The following is a 15,547-nucleotide window of genomic DNA, read 5'->3' on the forward strand; positions in this document are numbered from 1 at the left end:
GTCCTTACTGGAGTCCGCTGTTGGATGGTGCTGGTGAGGAAGCCGCGGAATCGCCGCGACGGGATTTCAGACTGGGGACTGCACCCGCCGCGTGCTGGTTCCGCAACTCCCACAATGAAGAGGGATCGAGCGGCATGGCGCGAATCGGGAAACCCTCTGCATCCTCGATCGCCGACGCGATAGTCGTGGCCGTAGGAATTGTGCCGGCTTCCCCCGCTCCTTTGATGCCCAAAGGATTGAGCGGGCTGGGAGTTTCCAAATGATCAGTCTCGATATGCGGAATCTCTGAGGCAAACGGCATGAGGAAGTCCATGAAGGACGCGTTGAGCAGCTGCCCATCTTCGTCGTAGGCCATTCTTTCGTACAGTGCTCCTCCCACACCTTGAGCAACCCCACCATGGACCTGCCCCTCAACCACCATGGGATTGATCATCGGCCCGCAGTCATGGACGACGCAGTACCGAAGGACTGTGATGTCAGCGGTCTCCGGGTCGGTTTCAACGATCGCGGCGTGCATTCCGTTGGCAACGGTAGATCGCAGCGGTGAGAAGAACTCCTGTTCTTCAAGCCCCGGTTGCTCTCCAGCTTTGACCGATGGCTCTTCGGCCGCGGTCTCCTTCGCGAATTGGGTCGCCGCTCTGGCGCTCTCGTCGAACGCATAACGCAGTGGATTCGACAGAACTGAAACCGCTGCCAACGGCATAGACGAACTGGGATCGCCCTTGACGGAGATGATTCCGTCGACGATCTCTAGGTCTTCGGGATCGGCCTCCAACGATTCACCCGCAATCTTCAAGGCCTTGGCTTTGACCTTCTGAGCCGTCAGATGCAGTGCATTGCCTGCCATGACAGCTCCTCGCGATCCCCACGTTCCCACCGAGTACGAGAGCTTGCGAGTGTCACCCGTTGCCACATGGACCGAGTCCATAGGGACACCGAGCGCGTCGGCAACGATCTGGGCGAAGACAGTTGCGTGTGCCTGACCATGGGTTGTCAGCCCCGTCCACACGTTCACCCGCCCGGAAGTTTCGACCTCTATGTGGCCTCCTTCGTAAGGACCCGCGCCTGTGCTCTCCACATAGCATCCGATTCCCAGGCCGACTCGGCGGCCTTCAGCCCTGGCCTGGTCTCGATACGCCTCGAAATCGTCCCAGCCGACGAGTTCTTTGAGCTTGTCCAGGGAGGTCACGAAATCGCCCGAGTCCAGACAACCTTCCGCGCCATCTTGCATGGTCACTCCCATAGGATGAGGGAATTCCCGCACGAAGTTGTTCAGGCGCACCTGTGTACGATCCATGCCGAGTTCATCGGCAATCGCATCGACTGTGCGCTCCATCATGAACACAGCATGAGCGCGGCCAGCACCGCGGTACGGGGTGACCATGACGGTGTTGGTGTACAGCGACCAATATTCAACCCGATAGTTGGCGATGTTGTAGGGGCCCATGACATGCGTCGACGTATTCAGAGGAACGATGACCCCATAGGGAATATAAGCCCCATTGTCATGCCAGAACTTCACATCGAGGCTGCAGATGCGACCATCATCGTCGAAGCCGACTCTCACTGTCTGCGTCTGCGCTCGCTCATGAGCCGAAGAGATGAAGTGCTCACGTCTGTCTTCGGTCCATTTCACGGTCGTCTCGAGCGCTCTGGCAGCGCAGGCCACAGCCAGCTCCTCCGGCCATGGGTGGTTGATCTTGACTCCGAAAGCTCCTCCAACATCGGGCGTGATGACTTCGACCCGCGTCAGCGGGATCTCGAGCCTTGCTGCCAGAGCCGCTCTCAGCCCAGTGCTTGTCTGGGTCGAAGAATGCACCTGCAGACTTTCGTCCTCCCGGTTCCATGCCGCAATGACGCCTTTGCCCTCCATCGGCATACAGGCGCTGCGCTCGAATTCCAGCTCAACATCGAGAACATGCGGAGCATTCTCCAGTCCGCTGTCGACGTCTCCAACCTCCTGCACATAATGAGCCGACACGTTGTCGCTCATCCCCTGGTGCACAATCCGTTCGCCCGCACGTGACTGTTCGACCCCGACGATCGGTTCGAGGAGATCGAATTCGATCTCGATCCGACCGGCTGCATCCTCAGCGATGTAGCGGTCGCGCGCAACGACCATGACAATCGGCTCACCGACGAAGTTCACGTGATCGGGCGCAAGTGCGAACCCGGTGTGGGGAGCCACGATCGAAGGATGTGGGATCAGCATGGGCAGTCGGTCTGCTGCCTGACCTGGGAGATCTTCGTGGGTCCAGACCGCGATGACGCCCTCGACATCGATGGCGCCTGTGACATCGATGTCGATGATGTCAGCATGAGCGTGCGGGCTTCGAACGAAGGCAGCAGCCACACTGCCATTGGCAAGGTCATCGAGATATCGACCGTTTCCAGTGACCAGACGTGGATCTTCCCGACGCTTGATCTTCTGTCCGAACATGCGAGTGGTCATCGGTTGGCCTCCGACGCCTCTTCGTCCGTTTCGGAATGCTGCTTGCCGCAGGCGGCCCGCAGCTCAGCAGTCCGGTGGACCGCTTTGACGATGTTCTGATATCCGGTGCACCGACAGAGGTTGCCGGAGATCGCCTCTCGAGCCTCTTCTTCCGTGGGATCGGGATTCTCATCGACGAAGGCATCGATAGTAGTGATGAATCCCGGGGTGCAGAATCCGCACTGCAGCCCGTGGCTGTCGATGAAAGCCTGCTGAACGTCGGAAGGGTTCTCCGGGTCGTCTCCGATCCCTTCGACCGTAGTCACCTCATGGTCCTGTGCGCTGGCAGCGAAGATCAGACACGACCGGATCGGATCGCCGTCGAGCTGCACGGTGCACGCTCCGCACACTCCGTGCTCACACCCGACGTGCGTGCCTGTCAGACTCAGATCCTGACGCAGGACGTCAGAGAGCAGTTTGCGATCCGGCACTTCGAGGACGTGGTCTCTGCCATTGACGCTCAATCGGATCGTCGATGTCGGTTCGGCCATGGTCTCGTTCGATGTCATCTGGTTCATCGCGCTCCCTCTTGTCTCATCTCGCTGCCACCGGCGGGCGAACCTCCGCCATCCCTCTGTCGGCTCAGCCTCTTGAGCAGGCGTCCGGCGATGACGCCGGTGAGGTGCCTGCGGTAGTCGGCGCTGGCGTGGATGTCCCCGCCGGGGTCGATGAAGCCCTTGATCGCCGAGATGACGTCGTCGAGAATCGTGGAGACCTGGCTCAGTGGGGTACCCGCCACGAATTCGTCCAACTCGATGATGTCAGGGATGTCAGTGACCGAAACGAATCCCGCCTTCAGCCCCGTAATCGTTGCCTCGGCGCCAGCACGATCCACACCATTGTCGTCAGTGGACAGGATCATCCCAACCCCGGCCAGTCCATAGTCTCCGCTTCGGCGCGCCAATTCATCGAAGCCGGCCCTCTGCCCGGGTCGAAGGGCCGGGAAGACGGCGCTGGTGATGAGTTCGTCGGGTTCGAGGCAGGTCTCCAGCGGGCCGACGTTGAGTGATTCCGTCGTCAGCGACCGAGCCCCTCGAACACTCCTGACCTCGACCCAGCCACCGGTCAGTGCCAGGATCATCGGCATCTCGCCATTGGGATCAGCGTGGGCAATCGACCCCACCGTGGTGCCGCGATTCCTGATCGCAGGGTGTGCGACGTGCCGAAGTGCATCGGCAAGGATCGGATTCGCCGAGGTTGTTGCTGGGTCGCGTTCGAGTCTGCGGTGGCTCACGAGTGCGCCGACCCTGATCTCGTCCCCCACGACTTCGAGCTCGTCCAATCCTGCCGCTGAGGTGATGTCGATGAGGTTCCTTGGAGCAGCCAAGCGCATGTTGAGAACAGGCACCAGACTCTGTCCCCCTGCGATGATCTTTCCACTTGTGCCGTGGACAGAGAGCAGCTCCAAGATCTCTTCAATGGTCTTCGGACGGTGAATCCTCAGGGGAGAAGGCTTCATTGTCTATGTCACTCATCTTTCGTTCTGCGGAACTTGCGGTCCTGCTCGAGGTCAGCTGTGACCCGCGCTCTCTGCCCTTCGCCACCGACATTGAGCCCAGTACCGCCAGCAGGCTCATCAAGCAGCTCCTTTGGTGCCAGCCAACGCGCAACATGGTACAAGACCAGCATAGATATTGTTCCTAGAGCAATTCCGGAGAGGATGAACCCATCGCTGAATTTCAAACTGACGTCTCCGATCGCAATGATCAATCCTGCCGCAACCGGAACGATGTTGAGCGGGTTGGCGAAGTTCACTCTATTCTCGATCCAGATCTTAGCTCCGAGCATCCCGATCATGCCGTAGAGGACGACAGTGATGCCGCCGAGAACTCCTCCTGGGACCGATGAGATCAACGCTCCGAACTTCGGTGAAAGTCCGAAGCAGATCGCCACAAGAGCAGCTACCCAATAGGCCGCAGTGGAGTAGACACGCGTAGCCGCCATGACACCGATGTTCTCGGCGTAGGTCGTCGTAGGTGAGCCGCCGACCGAGGTCGCGACAACAGTCGCGACTCCATCACCGATGATCGCTCGACCCATATACTTGTCGAGCGGTTCTCCGGTCATCTCCTCAACTGCTTTGACGTGGCCGGCGTTCTCAGCGACCAGCGCGATGATGCCCGGAAGCATGATGACGATCGCCGCGGCGTTGAAGACCGGGAGGTGGACACCGACGACTCCTGCCGCGGTGTCAGTCATGGGCGGAAATCCGATCCAAGCAGCCGACTCGATCGCGGAGAAGTCCACTCGGAAGTGTGTGGTGATTTCGCCTGCTGCCGCGCTGAAAGATGTGATTTCACCGAAGACTTTGTCGAAGATCCACGACAGTGCGTAGCCAAGGACCAGTCCGAGGAAAATAGCGATGCGTCCGAGAAATCCTCTCGCACAGACCGAGAGGAAGACGATGAAGACCATGACGATGACTGCCGTCCACTGGTCCTGCGGCCAGTAGGTGTTGGCTACGACTGGCGCAAGGTTGAATCCGATGAGCATGACCACACCGCCTGTCACAACAGGCGGCAAGACCTTCGTCAGTGCTGACGCACCGATGTAGTGGATGAAAACACCCACCAGCGCCAGGATGACGCCCGACACCATGATCGCACCGGTCACTTCGGCTGGAGTTCCACCTTGTGCGGTGACGGCAGTGACTCCGCCGACGAATGCAGCAGAGGTCCCGACATAGCTGGGAACTTTTCCTTTGACGATGAGGAGGAAGATGATAGTTCCGACACCGGACATCATGACGGCCAATTGCGGGTTGAGTCCCATGATGACGGGGAACACAAAAGTGGCACCGAACATGGCCACCACGTGCTGGGCACCGAGCCCGATCGTTCGTCCCCAGGTCAGACGTTCACCGGGTTTGACGAACTCACCAGGAGCGACGGTCTTACCGTCCCCGTGTAACTTCCATGAAAACATCGACATCTGGTTCTCCTCGTCGTTGAGAAAGGCCCTGTTCAGACGTTTCGACGGATGGGCCATCGCTACCTCCGGGCACGAAACCTCTCGACCTGATAGTGCGACTCTATTGGCCGAAAGAGGTATCCATCACGTCAGATGATGCCAAAGAAATGGCCAACCAGTCGGCACCCTTTGCTAAGGAAGTCTGACAATCTGCAAAGCCAGCGCCAACGACAGGCGTAGGTTCGGATCTTCCGTGAAGGATCCGACCATGTGCTCGAGCTTCGTGATCCGATACCTCAGCGTGTTGTAGTGGAAGAAAAGCGAGCGCGCCGTTTCAGCCACATTGAGATTGTGATCGAGGAGAGCTTGCAGCGTGATCCGCAGACCTTCGTATTCTTCTTTGTCGTCTCCGGCCAACGGGCCGAGCACCTCTCGCGCGAAACTTCGCAGCTCCTCCTTCTTCGTGACTTGAAGAAGCAAGCGGTAGACGCCCAGCGAATCGTAATGGCTGAGTCCTTGACCACGCTCCAGCTGCCGACCGACTTCGAGCGCGCGCATCGCTTCCTGATAGGCCGCCGCCAAGCCGGATACATCAGGGGCAGGCTTGGAGATGCCGACCGAGAACTGCCTTCTGCCGCCGCCACCGTACCCGCGAACATCCGCGATGAAGGACCTCAGCCTGGCAGTAATCTCCTCCGTGTCCGCCGCTCCGAGCAGCAGGATGACCTGGTCACCCGAGCCGACGACAGCAGCAGCAGGGTCGTCCTGTGACACGACCTTCGTCCAAGCGTCGGCGAAGAGGGACTGCATAGCTCTCTTATTCTCGGGATCGGTCTGGTCCGATTCCGAGTCCACTTCGGCCACGGCGACATTGATCGGACGTGAAAGGTCCCAGCCAAGCGACTCCGCGTGGGAGAGCACCCTGTCCGTCGAGGCGATGTGCCCTCGAAGCACTTCGAGCACGAAGTCCGTTCGGTATTTGCTCTCAACGGCCGTGATCGCCTGCTCCCGGGTGAGGACAAGAGCCGCGGCGGCGGCGGCCTGTTCTATGAGACGGAAGTCCGTGGCGCCGAGCGCCCCTTCTCCGAATGCGACGATGCGGCCCAGCGTCTTGTCTCCGCCTTCGATACGGCAATTGCCCCACGAGTACCGGCGGCCACTGCCGCCCTGCCCCAGACGTTCCAACCCGGATGGCTCGTCCTCGACGCGAAACCGACCGGATCTGTCAAAGCATTCGAGGACTTCAAGCTCGTCAGCCACTGCATTGCGAGACCGTTCCGAGTTGTCAGAAGCAGTGTGATCTCCGTCCTCAGCGCCGTCTCCTCGTCCAACGTCTGCAATTGAGACAGACGAATGAGTTCGCATACACCGCACTCTTCCATCCAGGGTGGTGACTGCGGCGGCCACGCCGATCCGTTCGGCCAACATCTGACACACGTCGTCGAGATTGCCGTCGTTGATGACGACATCGACGAGCTCTCTCATGGTCTGTTCCGTCTTCCGAATGAGTTCGGCGCGCCGGTCAAGATTGTGCGACAGCACTTCGTGCATGATCTCATCGAAGCCGACTCCATCTCCGAGATGGATGATGGGTAGAGAGATTCGGTTGGCCTCATCAATCGCGGAAGCAGGAATTTCCTCGAGATATCTTCCGGGCTTGAAGCAGACCGCGGACACGCCGCGATTCTCGAGAGTGGTCAGCAGATCGGCGATCTCTTCGGGCCGATCCCGCAGGGGGTAGGCCCTGGTGAGAAGGAGCTCCCGTGGCTTGACCCAGGGAAGGATGTCCGGAACCTCCATCACATTGGTCATTTCAACGGGGCGATCGAGACCGTCAGCCCCCGCGACAACCCGACTGTTGCGCAGGCTCGGCAGACCTATGACGTCGCGCACCGAAAGACACGCGGAAACGAAGTCGCCGCCATCGGCTAGCAAGTTTTGATGCATATCCAAGCTATTCTTGGCACCATTTGACATGCGTTGACGATAGCAGGTCACGATAATCTGTCGAAATGAGGTCCAAGTCACGCACTCTCCCGGCAGCTGCTTCTCCGCTGCCCTTCTTGGACTCCGAGAGATCGCCCGAACTGATTGCAGCTCTGTCGACGACGGCCGCACCACACGTGGCCGGGGCGATACTCCGAACATTTCCAACTGGTTTCTACATCGGGGTCGCTGCGAATCCGTGGGGTGAGCGAATCCTGCCGGTGATGGGCGCCGGCGCCTTGCAGCTGCCGACGGGACTTCAGGTCCCTGAGCTGACGCAGCACCACCTCGGCGAGCTTCGGACAGGGATGCCCGCCACCATCATTCTCTCGATTCACGCCGGCAGGCCCACAGTTCGGCACGTCGAAACTGGCGACTTGAAATGCAGAGCAGTCAGAATGTGGAGACCTCGTCGAATTGACCCGACTACTCGGCAGAGCCATCTGCAGCTCTCGGCGAGCACCGCTGCCTCGGCCCGCACGATCAACTGCGTCCGCGGCCAGCTGAGACCCGGACGCCTCGACCTGCATTCCCGATCTCTGAGCCTCGTCCACGCCCTGGAGTCCCGGCGCCAGCAGGAAGTGGACCGTTGTCTCCACGAGCTTCTCGGCTACGGCCCGGGGAGCACTCCGTCCGGCGATGACGCGCTGTGCGGAATCAGTCTGGCTCTGCGGTTCGCAGGATCATCGGATGCCCACTCAGATCAGCGAGTCCTACTGGCACAAAGACTGTCCGCCATCGCTCTCGAACAGCGAACGACGGCGCTCTCCGCCTCACTCCTGCGAGCTTCACTGGAGGGATACTGCATCCCCGAGGCTGAGCGGGCGATCGCCGAAGCCGCCCGCCTCATCCACGAACCCGAACCGTCCCTCAGGAACCTCAACGTGTTGTTGTCCGAAGCGGACCGGATCGGACATCATTCCGGTCATGATCTACTGACCGGAGCCCTCGCGGTCCTCGCACCTGCCGCCGAATCTGCTCAAGTTTCACCATTGGAAGGAAGCCCCTATGCCGACGACTGTTGATATCAGATCTGGCCTCTACTACGACTCCGTTGCGCTCATGCAGGTCTCTGCACGAGTCAAAGGCACACATGGCGTCGACAAAGCGCTCATCGGAATGGGCACCGAGCTCAATATCGGCCTCATGCGCGAAACCGGTTTCACCATTCCGGATTCGGCGGCGCCGAATGATCTGATCATCGCTGTCAGCGCGGAAACCGAATCGGCGCTCTCCTCCGGTCTCAACGCAGTCGACGAGGCCTTCGCTCACATCTCGGATAAAGCTGCTCATTCACAGGGCCCGACGGGATCGGAGCAGCCGCCGCTGACTGTCGAGTCAGCCGTCGAACGAACTGATTCCAACCTGGTCATGGTCTCCGTTCCCGGCGAATACGCGGGTATCGAAACGATGGCTGCACTGAACTCCGGGTGCTCCGTTCTGCTGTTCAGTGACAACGTCGACGTCGCCACCGAAGTCGCTCTCAAACACAGAGCCGTCGATCTCGGCCTCATCGTCATGGGTCCGGACTGCGGAACGGCGATCGTCTCGAACGCAGGGCTCGGTTTTGCCAACAATGTGCGGCCTGGCCGGATCGGAATCGTTGCCGCATCCGGCACCGGTGCGCAGCAGGTCTCGAGCCTGCTCGATGCTGCCGGTGTCGGAATCTCCCAACTGATCGGAACCGGTGGACGGGATCTCTCACGTGAGGTCGGCGGACTCAGCGCCATACAGGCACTCAGAATCCTCGCGGACGACCCGGACACCGATCACGTCATCGTGGTGTCCAAACCCGCCGACACCGGGGTGGTCGCGGAGATCGAGTCGTTGGCAGCTCACCTGGGCATCGAGGTCAGCTGGGCTGTATTGGGCTCCGACAGCCCTGACCTGACTGCAAGCGTCGAAACCACCTTGGCCACCTGTGGCATCGATGTTCCCCGGTGGCCGTCGTGGGGAAGCGGAATAAATCCCGACAATCGAGCCGAGGAAGCTCCCGCCGCCCCGGCAAGTGGCCCCCTTCTCGGCCTCTTCTGCGGAGGAACCATGGCGGATGAAGCCATGCTGATCGCGTCGCAGACTTTGGGTCCGATCTCCTCGAACATCCCACTCGCCGGAGCGGAGAAGATCGACGGATACGAGTCGGCGACCTCGACACATACCGTCATCGATTTCGGCGACGACGGGATGACTCAGGGCCGCGCTCACCCGATGATCGATCCCAGCCTCCGCCTCGAACGGATCACGCAGGCGGGACACCGGGCCGGCGTGCTCCTCCTTGATCTTGTCCTCGGGCACGGAGCACACGCGGATCCCGCCGGAGATCTCGCCGAGGCGATCGCAGCTGCCCGGTCGAACGCCGAGCTTGCAGGACACACGCTGCCAGTCATCGTCAGCCTCATCGGAACGAAATCCGATCCGCAGGACTTCTCCGCCACGGTTTCCGTGCTCGTTGAGGCCGGGGCAGAAGTCTATGTCTCCAATGCTCAGGCGACACGGCGCGCAGTCTCTTTCGTAGACCCGCGGTACGCCCCCGACCGTGGCAGCGAACCGACCGAAGGATTGCTTTCGGCTCCAGCTCCGGCTCCAGCTCAAGACAGCACTCCACCTCGACCAGGCTCATCGGCAGCGGTCGCGGCACGTATCGCAGACATACCGAAACCTGGTACAGGGTCGAGCATCAGCACCGCGCTCCCCGCCGACCCCAAGATCATCAATGTGGGACTGTCCCTCTTCGCTGAGGCCTTGCGCGCACAGGCCGTGTCTGTCGTCGAAGTACCATGGCAACCGCCTAGGGGAGACGCAGATCGACTGATGTCCGTGATGAGCGACCCCCGGCGATGCGCCGCCAATGCTCAAGCTCTGGAAGCAATGATCTCTGCCGGCGCCCAGCTCGTCGGCCTGCGACCGGCACGTGAATGCCTGGGCCTTCGCGATAATGAGTTCCTGCACTCCGGTCCTCCGCTGGATTTCGATCGCGCCTCGGGTCCGATGAGAGGGGCTCTGGCCGGTGCGGTGGTCTTCGAAGGCCTCGCCGACAGCCTTGACGAGGCGGAAGCCGGTCTCGCAGATGGACGCTTCAGCATGGCTCCCTGTCATTCAAAGGATGCCGTGGGACCCATGGCCGGAGTGATCAGTCCATCGATGTGGATGTTCGAGCTGGTCGATCCGGTGTACGGCAATCACGCGTACTGCTCCCTCAACGAAGGCCTGGGCAAAGTGCTTCGCTACGGGGCCAACAACGACGAAGTGCTTGATCGCCTCCGCTGGATGCGCGACATACTCGGCCCCGTGCTCGCTCAGGCTGTTGCCGCACATGGGCCCATCGACACGAAGTACTACGTTTCACAGATGTTGGCATCCGGCGACGAGGGCCACAATCGCAACCGCACGGCGACCCTGCTGTTCCTCCGTGACCTCATGCCGGATCTGCTGGCACTGGACTTCGCAGCCGATGACCTTGCCGAGGTGTGCCGTTTCCTCGGCGCGAACGACTACTTCGCCCTCAACCTCGTGATGCCGACATGCAAACTGGCAATGGCAGCCGCGAAGAATATTCCTGGGTCTTCTTTGATCGTGACAATGGCACGCAATGGCACTGATTTCGGCATCCAGCTCTCCGGTACCGGTGACGAATGGTTCACTGGTCCGGCTCAGATAGCTGATGGGCTGTATTTGGGCTCTTACGGGCCTGACGACGCCAACCCGGACATCGGCGACTCGGCGATCACCGAGACCGCAGGCATTGGCGGACTGGCCATGGCTGCAGCTCCAGCGGTGGTGCGCCTCGTCGGTGGTGACGTGGCCTTCGCCGTCGAGACGACTCGGAGAATGTACGAGATCACAGCCGGTGAGCATTCGACTCATCAGATCCCGATCCTGGAGTTCCGCGGCGTACCCACCGGCATCGACCTGGTCAAAGTTCTGCGGACGCACGTTCTTCCGCAGATCAACACCGGCATGGCTGGTCGTGTCGCTGGGGTGGGTCAGGTGGGTGCCGGACTCGTCAATCCGCCGATGGACTGCTTCACCAGCGGACTCGAATCACTGGGTCGATAAATCCGACAGTTTGGTCGTGCGGGGATGGGCGCGAGCGCCGGGCCTCTCCCCGACGGCTGACCCTAGAAGCCGTGTTCAGCTGCATGGACACCAGCAACGATTGCCGCTAGGCGTGAATGGGCCCAGTCGTACGCCGCAGCGAGCGACCACTGCCCTTTGCGAACTCCAACAGCACCTCAGCGAAGATCGAAATGGCGGTCGCCTCGGGCGAGCGCGCCCCGAGGTCGAGGCCGATCGGCCCATGGATCTGCTCGATCTCAGCGCTGCTCGCGCCTGCCTGTGTCATCGCTTCCACCCGAAGGCTGTGTGTACGGCGACTGCCGAGAGCACCGATGTATCCGGCATCGGACCTCACTGCCTCGAGCAGCACCGGGACATCGAATTTCAAGTCGTGAGTGAGCACTGCGATGACCGTTGACCCGTCTATGCGCCCGGCCTGAACCTCCTCAGCCAGATATCTATGCGGCCACGAGACGATGACCTCGTCCGCATCAGGAAACCTCTCCGCTGTCGCAAAGATCGGGCGCGCGTCACACACGGTCACCTTGTACCCGAGGAACCTGCCCAGACGGGACAGTGCAGCCGCGTAGTCGATCGCACCGAAGATGAGCAGTCGTGACGGCGGCACCGAGGTTGTGACGAAGACCCGTGTACCGGCACCGAGCCGTCTTCCACTCGAGTCATATTCACGAACTCCAGATCGGCCTTGGGCGATCATGGCACCGGCATCAGTGATGACGTGCTCATCGAGCCGGGGGTGCCCGAACGAACCGCTCCCGCGCCATAGGGGCTTGAGCTTGCCGGTGAGGTCGTCGTCTGAGTCGCCGGTTCCCGAAGGCTCGATGAGAAGCAAGCGCCCTGTGGCGGCGGCCTCGCCGGAATCGTCACCGTCATCGTCATCGTCATCGACAGCGGCCTCGTGAATGACAGGCAGCTCCACAGCGAGCGCCGCCGGGCGCGACTCTCCGAGCGCACGCAGATATCCCTCGAGCGGAACGCTGGTCTCTTCATCGACGACCGGGATCACCAGGGTTTCAATCTGCCCTCCGCAGGCTAATCCAACGGCGTATGCTTCGTCGTCACTGGTGCCGTAATGCGCCAGTTTCGCTTGCCCCGTCTCCAATACCTCAAGAGCGAGTTCATGGACCGCCGATTCGACGCATCCGCCTGACAAACTGCCCACAGCTTGGCCATCGGCGGCCACTGCCATCATCGCCCCGGCAGGGCGCGGCGCCGAGGACCATGTTTCGACGACGATAGCCACTGAGAACCGACGACCGGCGTGAATCCACCTCAGCAATGTCTGTTCCAGCTCAGCCATTCGTCATCTTCCCTCTCGCCACATCCGGGTGCTCTCCCACCACATGCGGGTAGGTTCTTGTCATGTCCTGGTCTTGTCTCGTCACGTCTCGTCCCCGACTGGACGCAATGTTCTCGGCCACCGCCTGCCACCCGTCGACAGTGGTGGCGGGCAGCATCACCTGCGCATATTCCTCAGCGATCCGCATTCCTCTCACCTCCGGGGCGAAGCCGACCCGGCCTGCACGCGGATTCACCCAGATGAATCGGTGACTCAGTCTCCCCAACCGCGCGCATGCGGTTCGCAATTCGGAACAGTCTCCCTGTTCCCAACCGTCGCTGATGAGCACGAGCACCGACCCGCGAATCGCTTCTCGATGTCCCCCGTTGAGCAGAGTAAGCAGCCCTTCGCCCAGGCGGGTTCCGCCCGCGAGATCCGGAATTGACTCCTGAGCTTGACGCAGTTCACGTTCATTTAGCGGTGCTGCGAAGTGCTGGTCGATTCGCGTCAGACGCGTCCCCACTGTGAAGCTGCGCGACTTCAGACAAAGCGTGGCGCGAGCCAGGAAGCGGACTAAGGCGGGCAGCCATTGTTTCATCGAGGCGGAGACATCGACGATGATCGTGACGTCTCGATCTTGTTCCACGCGGGCAGCTCGCGGGAGACGAGAAAGTTCTTCCTGCCGGATCAGGGTCTTCAGGATTTGGTTTGCATCGATGCGTCCGATGCTGCTGCGTCGTGTTGCGTGTGCGCTCCGACGAGGGGCCCGGAACGTCAGTCCGTCAATCAGACGCACCGCTTGGGCCGCGAGCTCTCCAGTTCCCAGGTCAGTGGTGCGCAGAATCTCGAGACGGCTGGCTGCGGCTTGGAGCGCCATCGCCTGGTCCTCAACTTGGTCCCATTCCGCAGATTCGTTCGACTCATCGCTGGGCTCAGGCGTCGGGACCGTGACCTCGTGTGCACTCGGGGCAAGCTGGTGCATCGCGGTGAGTCCGAAGTACTGGTCGAAGACGACGTCATGGATCGGAATGTGCTTCTTCTCCGTGCAGATCAGCGACCGCGAGGCGGCGCGAACCTGGGTTGGATCCAGAGGGTCAATGAGAGCCAACGCGCTGGTCAGAGTACGAATCTTGTCAGCACCGGCAGGCAGACCGTGCCGGCGCAGGCGTGAGCCGAAATGCATCAGCTCGCTGGGCAGATCGCTCATATTCGATCAACCAGGGTGCTCGGGTTCAAGTCACTGAGATCATCAGCATCTTTGAGAACAGCAGAAATCGTCGATCTCACGGCTGCCTCGTCGAGTTCGCTCACCCCTAAGACTCTCAGTGCGCGGATCCAGTCGATGGTCTCCGAGGTGCCCGGAGGTTTGATCAGGGACTGTGCTCGCAGTCGGTTGGCTGCGCGCACCACGGCGGCCCGCAGTTCTCGTGGCGAGTCAGGGACATGATGGGCAAGTATTCGTTCCTCAGTTTCTGCATCGGGTTGTGAGAACCAGTGGTAGACGCACCTGCGTTTGAGTGCGTCATGGAGTTCACGTGTGCGATTGGAGGTGAGGATCACCAAGGGAGGGGTCGACGTGTGAATGGTGCCGAGCTCGGGAACCGTCACCGACCAATCGGAGAGGACCTCGAGCAGGAGCGCGTCGAATTCGTCGCCGGCCCGGTCGATCTCATCGATGAGCAGCACGGGGCGCCGAGGTTGTGCGTCTGCTCCCTCGATCCGCGAGCGGTCGATCGCTTGGAGAATCGGTCGCCGAAGCAGGAAGGGCAGACTGTGAAGTTCATCGTCGAGTCGAGTCGCATCGAGACGTTGAGCTGAGGTCTTCGCTGCAGCTTCGATGGTGCGCACGTGGAGAATCTGCCTGGCAAAATCCCAATCGTAGAGCGCATGGGTCGAATCGAGGCCCTCATGGCATTGCAAACGAATGAGTTCGGTGCCGTGGACTTCTGCCAGGGCCTTCGCCAAACTGGTCTTACCCACCCCGGGCGCGCCCTCGCACAGAAGTGGCTTATCAAGTGCACCCGCTAAGAAACCTGCTGTGGCAAGGGAGTCGTCGGCCATATATCCGACGTCTCCCAAGGCCTTCGCCAGATCGAGGGGGCCGGTGAAATCAGGCATGATCACTCATTCCAGTCGTGGGCAGAACCCCACCAGGGGCAACCGGAGGTAGAACCAGTCCGTGGGCTTCGGCCTGAGGCGGGGTATCGACATCATTGTTTCCCGTGATCCCTGAGGCCAGCAGATCTCCACACTCGATGTCGAGGATCTGAGCCGATAGCTCTCTGAACAGGTCCTTCGCCCCTATATCGCCGTGACAGGCGGTGATCGCCCGCTGGAACAGATCGCGACCGAACATGACTGGGTGTCCGTGCACCCTGTTCCAGGTGCAGCGGGCCAAGACCTCAGGACTGGCCCGCTCGCGCAGACGGCGGTAAGCGTCAACCGGAGTGTCGGGCAGGTCGACCAGGGTGACGATCGCTGCTTCGGCATCGTCGGAGACAGCCCGCAGGCCCGTCTGCAGTGATGAGCCCATTCCCGTCGAAAATTCAGAATTTTCGACCACTCGTGCAATCGAGGGGACCAGTGGCCGGGCGAGGCTGGCAGATGCTCCGAGGACCACGATGATCTCAAACGGGTCTTCGGGGCCCTGTGCTTGCACCATCGTCAGCACATGATGTTCGAGCAGAGGTGTTCCCGCACGAAGACGCAGCAATGCCTTGGGCAAGCCCATCCGACTGCCACTTCCTGCCGCCAACACGATCATGCTGACCTTGCGCTTCATCGCTCTCACCATGGATATAGAT

General features: G+C 60.8%; 11 protein-coding genes. 2 read left to right on the forward strand and 9 right to left on the reverse strand.

What is annotated here, in order from left to right:
• Nucleotides 1-4: 4 nt before the first annotated feature.
• The 5 genes from cutA to MPN20_RS07775 form a co-directional block, all read right to left on the reverse strand.
• A complete protein-coding gene (cutA, locus tag MPN20_RS07755) occupies nucleotides 5-2,452 on the reverse strand; it encodes an aerobic carbon-monoxide dehydrogenase large subunit (protein ID WP_242780932.1) in 2,448 nt (815 codons plus the stop codon).
• On the reverse strand, nucleotides 2,449-3,009 hold the full coding sequence (locus tag MPN20_RS07760) for a (2Fe-2S)-binding protein (RefSeq protein ID WP_242780933.1): 561 nt from the start codon (nucleotides 3,007-3,009) through the stop codon (nucleotides 2,449-2,451). The genes cutA and MPN20_RS07760 overlap by 4 nt, the downstream gene beginning before the upstream one ends.
• Nucleotides 3,006-3,950 carry an FAD binding domain-containing protein gene (locus MPN20_RS07765; protein WP_242780934.1) on the reverse strand — a complete coding sequence of 315 codons (945 nt, stop codon included), beginning with the start codon at nucleotides 3,948-3,950 and terminating at the stop codon, nucleotides 3,006-3,008. Before MPN20_RS07765 ends, MPN20_RS07760 begins: the two co-directional genes overlap by 4 nt.
• Nucleotides 3,951-3,958: 8 nt before the next feature.
• Entirely contained in the window at nucleotides 3,959-5,422 is a 1,464-nt protein-coding gene (locus tag MPN20_RS07770; RefSeq protein ID WP_242780935.1) for a solute carrier family 23 protein, read from the reverse strand.
• 171 nt (nucleotides 5,423-5,593) lie between these two features.
• Complete coding sequence (locus MPN20_RS07775) at nucleotides 5,594-7,294, reverse strand: PucR family transcriptional regulator (RefSeq protein ID WP_242780936.1); 1,701 nt, start codon at nucleotides 7,292-7,294, stop codon at nucleotides 5,594-5,596.
• A 491-nt stretch (nucleotides 7,295-7,785) separates the two neighbouring features.
• Here MPN20_RS07775 and MPN20_RS07780 point away from each other — a divergent pair, with 491 nt between their 5' ends.
• Together MPN20_RS07780 and MPN20_RS07785 are read left to right on the forward strand one after the other, a co-directional pair.
• Nucleotides 7,786-8,412 carry a DUF2877 domain-containing protein gene (locus MPN20_RS07780; RefSeq protein ID WP_242780937.1) on the forward strand — a complete coding sequence of 209 codons (627 nt, stop codon included), beginning with the start codon at nucleotides 7,786-7,788 and terminating at the stop codon, nucleotides 8,410-8,412.
• Entirely contained in the window at nucleotides 8,396-11,443 is a 3,048-nt protein-coding gene (locus MPN20_RS07785; RefSeq protein ID WP_242780938.1) for a DUF1116 domain-containing protein, read from the forward strand. Before MPN20_RS07780 ends, MPN20_RS07785 begins: the two co-directional genes overlap by 17 nt.
• 106 nt (nucleotides 11,444-11,549) lie before the next feature.
• On the opposite strand, the gene MPN20_RS07790 is transcribed toward MPN20_RS07785, so the two are convergent.
• From MPN20_RS07790 to MPN20_RS07805, 4 genes are read right to left on the reverse strand one after another with little or no spacing between them, the layout of a single operon-like run.
• Nucleotides 11,550-12,764 (reverse strand): XdhC/CoxI family protein, encoded by a 1,215-nt coding sequence (locus MPN20_RS07790; protein WP_242780939.1) that lies wholly within the window; start codon nucleotides 12,762-12,764, stop codon nucleotides 11,550-11,552.
• The gene (locus tag MPN20_RS07795) at nucleotides 12,757-13,950 is read right to left on the reverse strand and encodes a VWA domain-containing protein (protein WP_242780940.1); all 1,194 of its coding nucleotides are present in this window, start codon (nucleotides 13,948-13,950) and stop codon (nucleotides 12,757-12,759) included. The genes MPN20_RS07790 and MPN20_RS07795 overlap by 8 nt, the downstream gene beginning before the upstream one ends.
• Nucleotides 13,947-14,861 (reverse strand): MoxR family ATPase, encoded by a 915-nt coding sequence (locus tag MPN20_RS07800; protein ID WP_242780941.1) that lies wholly within the window; start codon nucleotides 14,859-14,861, stop codon nucleotides 13,947-13,949. Before MPN20_RS07800 ends, MPN20_RS07795 begins: the two co-directional genes overlap by 4 nt.
• Complete coding sequence (locus MPN20_RS07805; RefSeq protein WP_242780942.1) at nucleotides 14,854-15,537, reverse strand: nucleotidyltransferase family protein; 684 nt, start codon at nucleotides 15,535-15,537, stop codon at nucleotides 14,854-14,856. Before MPN20_RS07805 ends, MPN20_RS07800 begins: the two co-directional genes overlap by 8 nt.
• Between the last annotated feature and the right edge of the window lie 10 nt (nucleotides 15,538-15,547).

This window comes from Brevibacterium sp. ZH18, from assembly GCF_022748595.1.
In the GTDB taxonomy this organism is placed as follows: Bacteria; Actinomycetota; Actinomycetes; order Actinomycetales; family Brevibacteriaceae; genus Brevibacterium.